The sequence below is a fragment of the Nocardiopsis sp. NPDC055879 genome, assembly GCF_053615935.1.
On record NZ_JBSHCT010000052.1, the window covers coordinates 1 to 8,480 of the forward strand.

General features: G+C 64.3%; 10 protein-coding genes. 2 read left to right on the top strand and 8 right to left on the bottom strand.

What is annotated here, in order from left to right:
• Positions 1-174 precede the first annotated feature (174 nt).
• The 7 genes from ACWGKS_RS29275 to ACWGKS_RS29305 form a co-directional block, all read right to left on the bottom strand.
• On the bottom strand, positions 175-777 hold the full coding sequence (locus ACWGKS_RS29275; RefSeq protein WP_452524922.1) for a hypothetical protein: 603 nt from the start codon (positions 775-777) through the stop codon (positions 175-177).
• Positions 778-1,248: 471 nt separating this feature from the next.
• On the bottom strand, positions 1,249-3,093 hold the full coding sequence (locus tag ACWGKS_RS29280) for a hypothetical protein (RefSeq protein WP_452524924.1): 1,845 nt from the start codon (positions 3,091-3,093) through the stop codon (positions 1,249-1,251).
• 398 nt (positions 3,094-3,491) lie between these two features.
• A complete protein-coding gene (locus ACWGKS_RS29285) occupies positions 3,492-3,752 on the bottom strand; it encodes a hypothetical protein (protein WP_452524926.1) in 261 nt (86 codons plus the stop codon).
• 55 nt (positions 3,753-3,807) lie between these two features.
• A complete protein-coding gene (locus tag ACWGKS_RS29290) occupies positions 3,808-4,113 on the bottom strand; it encodes a helix-turn-helix domain-containing protein (protein WP_452524928.1) in 306 nt (101 codons plus the stop codon).
• Between the two features lie 2 nt (positions 4,114-4,115).
• Positions 4,116-4,466 carry a type II toxin-antitoxin system RelE/ParE family toxin gene (locus ACWGKS_RS29295; RefSeq protein ID WP_452524930.1) on the bottom strand — a complete coding sequence of 117 codons (351 nt, stop codon included), beginning with the start codon at positions 4,464-4,466 and terminating at the stop codon, positions 4,116-4,118.
• 231 nt (positions 4,467-4,697) lie between these two features.
• Positions 4,698-5,153, bottom strand: a complete 456-nt coding sequence (locus ACWGKS_RS29300) for a hypothetical protein (RefSeq protein WP_452524932.1) — start codon at positions 5,151-5,153, stop codon at positions 4,698-4,700.
• A 107-nt stretch (positions 5,154-5,260) separates the two neighbouring features.
• Positions 5,261-5,824, bottom strand: coding sequence for an ATP-binding protein (locus ACWGKS_RS29305; protein ID WP_452524934.1), 564 nt, complete (start codon positions 5,822-5,824; stop codon positions 5,261-5,263).
• Between the two features lie 227 nt (positions 5,825-6,051).
• Here ACWGKS_RS29305 and ACWGKS_RS29310 point away from each other — a divergent pair, with 227 nt between their 5' ends.
• Positions 6,052-6,915, top strand: a complete 864-nt coding sequence (locus ACWGKS_RS29310) for a helix-turn-helix domain-containing protein (protein ID WP_452524936.1) — start codon at positions 6,052-6,054, stop codon at positions 6,913-6,915.
• Positions 6,912-7,103, top strand: a complete 192-nt coding sequence (locus ACWGKS_RS29315; protein ID WP_452524938.1) for a DUF397 domain-containing protein — start codon at positions 6,912-6,914, stop codon at positions 7,101-7,103. The genes ACWGKS_RS29310 and ACWGKS_RS29315 overlap by 4 nt, the downstream gene beginning before the upstream one ends.
• Positions 7,104-7,625: 522 nt before the next feature.
• Here the strand turns inward: ACWGKS_RS29315 and ACWGKS_RS29320 are convergent.
• On the bottom strand, positions 7,626-8,480 hold an 855-nt coding region (locus tag ACWGKS_RS29320), incomplete at its 5' end, for a DUF1963 domain-containing protein (protein WP_452524940.1).

Genomic DNA, 8,480 nt, shown 5'->3' on the forward strand with positions numbered 1-8,480 from the left:
GTTCAAAACGTCGAGGTCGACCACGTAGGGCATCAGCGCGAAACTCATACCCGGAAGCTACCGACAGCCACCGACATTCCCGGTTTTTCCCTGAACGCCTACGATCATCGAAGCCCCGGCTCTGTCCGCCCCAGCTCGGCGACCCCGTCTATCGTGTCGGGCTCTCCGTGCCCCTCATCGATGGTGTTCCGCGACCCCGGCGGCCACCGCATCGGCCAGACCCGCATAGTCGGTCCGCGAAGGCGACAATCGGCGCAGACCGGCGAGCCCGATCTTCTTCTGTTCGGGGCACCGCTCGTCCAAGACCCGAGTGGGCAAGACGTAGAAAGTCCACTGTTCCAGGTCAAGCGGGTCCAGAGTCCGCTTGTCCCGGTGATGCAGCACGCAGAAGACATAGACGTCGGCATTACGACGAACGTCCTTGGACTGGATGTTGGTGCGAGCGTCCCAAGCGGCGCTGGGCGCGATGGAGAACTTGATGTCCGAGAGCTTCTTCTGCTCCCAGGACTGCATATAGGCGGACGACTTGACTTCCACCGCCCATCCCTGCGGGGTCCGGATGTCGACGGCGTCCCACTCACGACGTGTGTCCGTTTCGGCGCCCAGTGCCGTGGCCACCAGATACTCGGCCAGGATCCCGCGCATGGTGTTGCCGGCCGGCTCGGAGTAGGCCCATCTCCAGAACTCCAGCAGGGTACTCACCGGCCGGCCGTCGGCCATGATCGGCTCATCGCCACTGCGCTTGTGGACGTCCAACGGGCCCAAGTAGGGATCCATATGTGGCTCCGGGGGGAGAGATGTGGCCTTCCAGAGTCTCAGCGCGGGTCGAGCCATAGCGTTCGGGGCCCTCGGAACAAGGCATTGACCGAAACCCGAAGCGCTGTGCGGTGTGCCCGACGAGGCCCCGATTCGGCCTGAACCTTCCCCCGCCAGCACACAGCAAAGCAGCCCGCACCAATATCAATCACCAGGCTGGGCAAGCCCCCGCGTGCGGGGACCATACTCGCTGACCTGCGGCTTCATCCTGGCGAAGAGCCCGAATCTGCAACTTGCTGAAACTCGGACACCACGCCACCTTCCCCACAAAAAGCACAAAAAGGCCACCTCGACCAGTGAATGCCTTCCAGATCCCACCGCCGAACTCGAAAATACCGGGTCGATCCGACATTCAAGACACCCCACCAAGGGCCGACCCCCACCCCTGGCAGACCTGCTCTCCAACGATGCCCTGCGGCCGACGGAGCTTACTCACTCATCGCTGTCCGCTTCCGTGGGTTTCTCGCCCCGTTCCCTTCGGATGAGTGCTTCCACCAACAGGCCAACCACCACTCTCCCCGAAGGCAGCGCGTTGGGTCGGGCCCCGATCAGTTCCCTGTACAGACTGGCCGCGAGCACCATCGCCAAGACTGCTTCGCGTTCCTTGAGGTAGGTGCCGAGTTGGAGCAGGTGCATCTCCAGCACTCCCGTGGCCGCGTGGAGAGCGGAGTGGCTGGGGTGGTCCGCGTCCCAGACGAGCGAAATATCCTCGCGTACGGTCTGGAAGACATTGGTGAAGTCCCGTGGCGACCACGACTCCGGAACTGCCGCCAGCCGCCGGGCCTGGAGTTCGACGGAGGGGAACTCTTTCTCCTCCAGTTCGGGATGGACGAGCTCGGGCTCCGACTCAGACTCAGGTTCCTTCACCAAGGGTTTCGAAACCGGTTCGGCGATCTCTTTCCGAGCGAAGACGGGCGGGGCCGGGCGCATTGCCTTGAGCCGCTCCAGACCAGTCTCCATCGGATGCATGTCCAAGACCGTGTGGAACAGGGTTCGGGTCATGGCGGACAGAGGAAACTTTGTTTCCTCCCGGAAGATCCTCGTGTACTTGGTGGCGTCCCGCACCATCTCCTGGGCGAGGTCCTCGAAGCTCCTGAGCCCGTACTCGGTCATGCTCGCCCTGGAAGCGCGAGGGGTACGTTGGGTGGCCGCCGCCGCGTTGCGCGTCGCGGCCCAAGCGGCGAAGTAGAGCTGGCCCAGGCATCGAACCCGGGCGAGTTTTTCGGCCGCTTCTCGCAGTCGCGGACGCTTCTCCTTCGGGACGTCGAGCAGGTTGTGCTCCTTCGACTTGCGGTCGAAGTAGCGCACGGCCTCGTCCGCGATCACCTCGACGAGGAGTGATTCCAGGGCGGCGAAGCGCCGATGGTCGGTGAATGCCCGTGCCAGGCCACGAAGGAGCCTGCTGTCCGCTGACGCCACCGCCGTTCGGATGTCATCGCCATACGGAATGTAGAACCGAGTCTTCAGCGGGTAGTAGCGGCCCGTGAGCTCGGGCACGCGAAGGTCGTCCAGGTCTCCCCCGGCTTCAGCGACGGCGTCACCGAAGGAACCGATCCGCCACACCCGCGAGTTCACCCCGGTCGACGGATGCACGTGGAGTACTCCCTGGTGGCGCAAGGTCTCCATCACGTCCACGTCCCCACCGTCGGGAGAGAGCGAGGACGGCTCCGAATGACCCTTGATGGTGATCATCCCGGCCTCGGTGGCGTTTCGCACCACGGTCAGCGCGGCGAGCTCCCACCGAACGTCGAGCTCCGGGAAGTCCTCTTCGGGGTGGTGGTGAAGGGGGAACTCGTTTTTCAGCACTTCCCGATGCGCCTTGAGCCAGCGTTCCTCGGCGTCGGCGTAGGCCTCGTTCAGCGATTGCCTCTCTCGACGCCGTTCAGCCCGACGAAGGGCTGCCCCATCAGGGTTCCTGTATTCCTCCGCCTCCTCGCTGAGGGTGGGATGACAGTCGGCGCAGACCACCCTGGTGTCACCGGAGAGGATCTGGTTCAACGCGCTTCGATTCGGCAGGGAGAGCTCTTCTTCGCACGAGGGGCAGAAGTATCCCTTGGCCACGGCCCTGCTCGCGGCAGCCACCAGGAGGTGGCGCCGCCCTCCCAAGCCGTTGGTATCGATCTCGCGCACAGGCGTACGCCAGAGAGGGTGGGCGCCCGCTTCATCCAGGCCACGAAGGTCCCAGTACCGGTGAGCGATATCGACCAGGTGCGAAGCGGTGCCGTCGAGGAACCGAACGTCCAGCTCGAAATCCTGGCCGCCATCGGAGGTGTTCATCTGATCCTTAGGGGGTGCAATCCGTGTCGGTACTCCAGAATGCCCTGTGTTCTGGGCACTTGATGCCTCGAATCAGAGAAAATTCCTCTATCCCACTTCCAAGGCATTGTGTTTCCTGTCGTTTTCCTGAGAAATCAGGGAGGACCGCCCGGGCCATCTTCAGGACACACTGAGGTGGAACAAAGCCATCGAAATGGTGAGAGAAGCCCGGCTGTGGACGACCACACGGCAGGCAGGGTCCCTCAGCCGCGTCCGAGGGGCCTTCGGGGGACATGAGGGGTCGAAAGTGCCCGACCAGCCGCTTCACCTGGTCCGGGTCTCGCACCAAAACCCCGCACACGGTGAAGCCGTGCGCGTTGCAGAACATGCTGGGGGCCGAGGGCGCCTCGGGTTCGGCGTCACCATCGGTGTCGGCGTCGGCCATACTGACGGTGTCGTGCACGCCGGACTCGGCGAGACTCCTGGTCGTTGGGATCGATCAGGGCGCCGTTGGGCGCGAGTCTGCCGAGGATGTAGCGGTCGGTAACGCGCTCGTAGGTGGGGAACCGTTCGTGTTCGTCACCGCCTGCGGGGCCATAGAGGTCGCCTACGACCAACTCTGCCAGTTCGGCCCGGATCTCACGTGGTGTCGGAGGTGTGAGGACCCTGTCATCGCCCATGGCACATGGCTAGAGGGCGGTAGGGACAGGGTGTCCTCTGTTCCCGGACAAGCCCCTAGGCGATCTGGAACCGTTGGTCGCCGAGTTCGACCTCCACGTGCAGCGAGCCGCCGAGCGCTTCGATGTAACGACGCAGGGTGTCGATCTGGGTGCGCTCGATACCGCCCCGCTCGATGCTGGACACCCGGTTCTGACTGACGTTCAGCCGCTCGGCGAGGTCGACCTGGGTCAGGGCGGCCTCTTCGCGGAGTTCACGCAGCCGGTGGACAAGAACGTCTTCCAGCATCCGACGCTTGTGCTCGTTCACCGCTTCGCGGTCGACGGGCCGTTCGTTCAGCATGTCCTGCAAGCTCGTACCCATCACTACCCTCCCCTGACCCCTTCGAGATGCTCGTCGAACAGGCCGTCTGCGATCCGGATGTTCCTGGTGTACCACTTACTCCAGTCTCCGGACTTGTCCCCCGCCACGAGCATGATCGCCTGGCGTCGAGGATCGAATGCGAACAGGATCCTCAGTTCCGAACGACCTCTGGAGCCGGGGCGGAGCTCCTTCATGTTCTTGTGCCGTGAACCATGGATGGTGTCCACCACGGGACGCCCCAACGTCGGCCCGAACTCCGCGAGGACTTCGAGCGCCGCGATCACCTGCTCATAGGAGTCCGTGTCGAGTCGCCTCAGCCACGGCCGCACCAGTTCGAGTTCTATCTTCCACACGATGATAACGCTACAACGCAAGCGTTGTAAACCGTGTGCGGTTTACAGAAAAAGCCCTCCCGGGCTCAGAGCCCGGGAGGGCCGCGGTGAGTGATCTCGACAGAGCCCAGGACGCGCCCCATGGCGTCTCCGGCCGGCCTCGCCTGAACCCCGGACTCAGGGACACCGCACGTTGCCCGCACAGGCGAGGAACCCGGCCTTGGCGGTGGGCTCTGAGTGCCAGGCCGACAGTCAGGCCGGGGTGAGCACTCGGGGTTTACCCAAGGTCCGAGCCCAAGGCCGGATGGCGGGCCGGTCGGTGTGCGGCCGCAACTCCAGGAGGAGTTCGTCCACGTCTCGGGCCTCGTATATGCCGGTTTCGGAGGCCACCCAGAAGGATTGCGTGGCCTCACCCCACCAAATGAGCAAGTGCCGATGGCGGGCTTGGAGCGCGGCGGCCTGCTGATGTTCCAAGGCGAACTCGGCGCGGTGGCCACCCAGACGGGGCAGGGCGCCGGCTCGCTGGGTGCGGCAGGTGCGGTGGACGCAGGAAGCACAGGCCGGACCAGTGGCCGGGGCTGGGCGGCGAGGGTCGGAGGTGAAGACCGTTCCGGTGGGCTGAACGGTGCCGACCGGGTGGTTGGTGCCGGCGGCTTGGCTGGGGCGAGTGTCCAAGGGGCGGCGCGGCGCGGGGATAGGGTGGTTCATCAGATCCTCTTTTCCTTGCATATGAGCATGTGTGGGTTTTGGGGGTTCAGGGCCCGGAAGAGCGTTGGCGCGCTCTCCTGGGCCCGTCTCATGTCCGGGACATGTCGTTAGTTGCGGCTGTGCCAGTTGCTGTCGGTCAGGTCGTAGGCCAGGTAGAGCCAGACGGTGCGGTACTCGGCGTTGCCGTTGTCGCCCCAGGTGGTGGCGAAGGCGTCGACCATGGCCAGGCCCCGCCCGGATTCGGCTCCCAGGTTCAACCCGCCCGGAGACGGAACCAGGCGGGCGTTGCGGGTACGTAGCCCGCCCCGGTCGTGGCAGGCCAAGCGGAGTCCTTCCTTGTCGCGGCGCACGCGCAGGGTGTAGGTGCCGCCGGGCTGTCCGGAGAGGCTGTGGCGGAGCGCGTTGTTGGCCAACTCGCTACCGAGCAGGGTGAACAGGTATCGGTAGTCGCCTGTTTCGGTGGCCGCGCAGGTGTCCAGGAACGCCCGCACCAGCGGCATCAGTGCCGGGACTCCGGCGAAGTCGTAGCTGCGCGCCCGGTAGTTGGGACGCTCGGGCAAGCGTGAGAAGTAGTGGCGGTGGAAGGGCCGAATGAAGCTGGCCAACGGAATCAGGGCCTCCCCCTGCACCGGGACGGGCACGGTGGCGGGCGCGAAGGCGGTTTCGGGCATGACGAACACACTCCTTGGCATGGCTGGACACATGAGTCGGGGGTCGTGCGACGCCCGTTGGAGGAGTCTCACGGAGGCCGTGATGCGCGGAACGGGCAAGGCATAGCCTGGACGGATGAACTCTGAGTGATCCATCGGTCACTGGCTACATCTTCAAGGTAACGCTACTGCGTAGAGTTTTCAAGCGATTTATTACTACGAAGTCGAGTACTTGTTAAGGTATGGCCATGAGCATCCAGCACAGTCCAACCCTGCGCTTGCGCCGACTCGCCACCATGCTCCGCAAAGCACGCGAGGACACCGGACTCACAAGTGCGCAGGTCGCAGCACGTTTTAAGTGGAGCCCCGGGAAAGTCAGCAAGATGGAGACGACTGAGACAAAACGGATAAGCCCTGCCGATCTCGACAAACTGCTGGACCTCTACGAGATCATCGATATCGAAAGGCGATCCACCATGCACGCGCTCGCAAAGGATGCGAGGCAGCGAGGTTGGTGGTCAAAGTACAAAGAGGTCTTCACTGACCGAGCCTTGCCGGACTTTGAGGCAGAGGCATCCTTGATCCAGACCTTTCAGGCCCAGATCATTCCTGGGCTACTCCAAACCCCGGAATACACAGAAGCTGTGCTGAGAGGAGGCAGGTATGCGAACCCAGACCTGCTCCAACGAAGGGTAGAGGCCCGAATGGCCCGCCGGGAGGTCCTCACCCGGCACAGGCCTGCTCGGTTGCGAGCCGTCATCGACGAGGGCGCTCTGCACCGTGCCATCGGTGGCACTGCTGTCCTCAAGGGGCAACTGGCGCACCTGCTCTACATGGCGCAGCTTCCCAACATCGACGTCCAGGTCCTGCCGTTCAGCACCGGTTCTCACGCTGCCCTGTGTTCACCTTTCACGATCCTGAACTTCCCGGAGCCTCTGGACCTGCCCATCGTGTTCATCGAGACCGCTTCGGACGGTCTGTTCCTAGAGGATCTGGATGAGGTTGAAACACACAGTGCTACCTTCGGCGATGTTCAGGGGTCCGCCCTGAGCACCACACAATCTGCCGATGTCATCACTGACCTCTTCAAGTCCCTAGAAGGCACCCCATGAGTACCGACCTTGAGTTCCGGAAGAGCACCTACAGCGGACACGGCCAAGACTGTGTCGAAGTCGCCCAGGTCTCCGACTTCGACACCAGGGGCGCGGCCATCCGTGACTCGAAGCACCCCACCGCCGGCCATCTCCTATTCCCTGTCTCCGAGTGGGCTGACTTCCTCTCCACCGCCCTCGGCAAGTAGCCCCAGCAAGCACGAAGCCCAGCCGTGATCCCCTTATGCCCACGACTGGGCTTCGTTGCTCAGACAAGGGCCCTCTCATGCTGGAACAGGTCATCCTGAACAGCTGGAACTCCTGAAGCCTTCGCCTTCTTCTGTCAAGGTTTCTTCGGCAGCACGAACCCCAGGCGTCGAGAGTCACTGGAAACCGTTCCGTGCCGGGCTCGTTGGAGGCTCACACCAACACGCGGGCCAACGAGACCACGTGCCACAGAAAGCTCGAAGGGGCCCGTCGGTTCCAGGTGCCCTTGCACCCATGCCCTATTCCTGAAGCCGATGCTCCTCCCCCGGCCCCTCTTCAGCGGTCTTGGTCCGTGCGAAGGGGGTGGGACGTCCTTCCCTGTGTCGGCCCGTGCCTGGAGCGCTCGTTCGAGACCTGGGACCGAGGTGCGATCCCCGCCGAGATCATCCGGAAGCGATCTCGACGGGACGATCTCAGCGGGGACCCCTCTCTCGGGTCGGACCGACCGGAGCAGGGCCGGGGCTTCAGGGGTTGGAGTACATCCACGCGCTGACGCGGTCGAAGCGGCACTCCGCCAGGTCCTGGTAGGGGATGGTCCAGTACAGGATCCCCATCGGGACCCCGACCCACTGCGCGAGCAGGACCTCGTCCTCGGCCCCGGGCCCTGCCCCGAACTCCATCAGGCCCCCGGAGGCGGGGGCCGGATCCCCGTAGCCGTCGAAGTCGGCGGCGTAGCCACCGATCTGCCACTTACCGCCCTCGTCGTACTGCTCGGACCAGGCCTCCTGCAACGTCTCCGCGTGGGGGTGTCGGGCCAGGATCTGATCATCGACGGCGCAAGAGGGCAATCCCACGCCCGGGACCAGCCGAAGTTCACCGGTTCTCCGCAACTCCTCGTCCAGGTCCTCTGGGGAGTCGTACTCGTAGGGCTGGTAGTCGAGCGAGGTCCCCCGCTCCTCGACTGCTGTCCCCGCCGGAACGTACACGGCTCCGCCCGGCAGAAGAAAGTCCTCCAGCTCGATGTTGGCGAACAGGAGCAGGTGGCCGTCGGCGGGAAGCGGCAGGTCGGTGTCTCTCGGCGCGATCGCCGCCAGGTCGATCGTCGCGATGAGTTGGTACTCGTAGACGTCGTCGGGATCGTCGTCGTCCCACAGCATGCCCGGGGTGGGCACGTCCGGCGGGAGCATCAGTGGGCTGCCGAGCCGGCCATGGACCGGGCCGGTGCCATCATGTGCCGTCCGCAGCTTCGGTCGGGCCAGTCCCAGCCAACGGTCCACGTCACCTGCCGGAACTCCCAGGTCGAGGGCTTTTTCCCGGAACCGGTCCAACCACCGCAGTGTCGACCCCGGCAGGGCGCGTACCGAGGGGTGCAGCACCCC

Excerpts from the sequence above, each read along its gene's own strand:
- ACWGKS_RS29275 (WP_452524922.1), bottom strand. The coding sequence starts at position 777 with ATGGATCCCTACTTGGGCCCGTTGGACGTCCACAAGCGCAGTGGCGAT.
- ACWGKS_RS29280 (WP_452524924.1), bottom strand. The coding sequence starts at position 3,093 with ATGAACACCTCCGATGGCGGCCAGGATTTCGAGCTGGACGTTCGGTTC.
- ACWGKS_RS29285 (WP_452524926.1), bottom strand. The coding sequence starts at position 3,752 with ATGGGCGATGACAGGGTCCTCACACCTCCGACACCACGTGAGATCCGG.
- ACWGKS_RS29290 (WP_452524928.1), bottom strand. The coding sequence starts at position 4,113 with ATGGGTACGAGCTTGCAGGACATGCTGAACGAACGGCCCGTCGACCGC.
- ACWGKS_RS29300 (WP_452524932.1), bottom strand. The coding sequence starts at position 5,153 with ATGAACCACCCTATCCCCGCGCCGCGCCGCCCCTTGGACACTCGCCCC.
- ACWGKS_RS29305 (WP_452524934.1), bottom strand. The coding sequence starts at position 5,824 with ATGCCCGAAACCGCCTTCGCGCCCGCCACCGTGCCCGTCCCGGTGCAG.
- ACWGKS_RS29310 (WP_452524936.1), top strand. The coding sequence starts at position 6,052 with ATGAGCATCCAGCACAGTCCAACCCTGCGCTTGCGCCGACTCGCCACC.
- ACWGKS_RS29315 (WP_452524938.1), top strand. The coding sequence starts at position 6,912 with ATGAGTACCGACCTTGAGTTCCGGAAGAGCACCTACAGCGGACACGGC.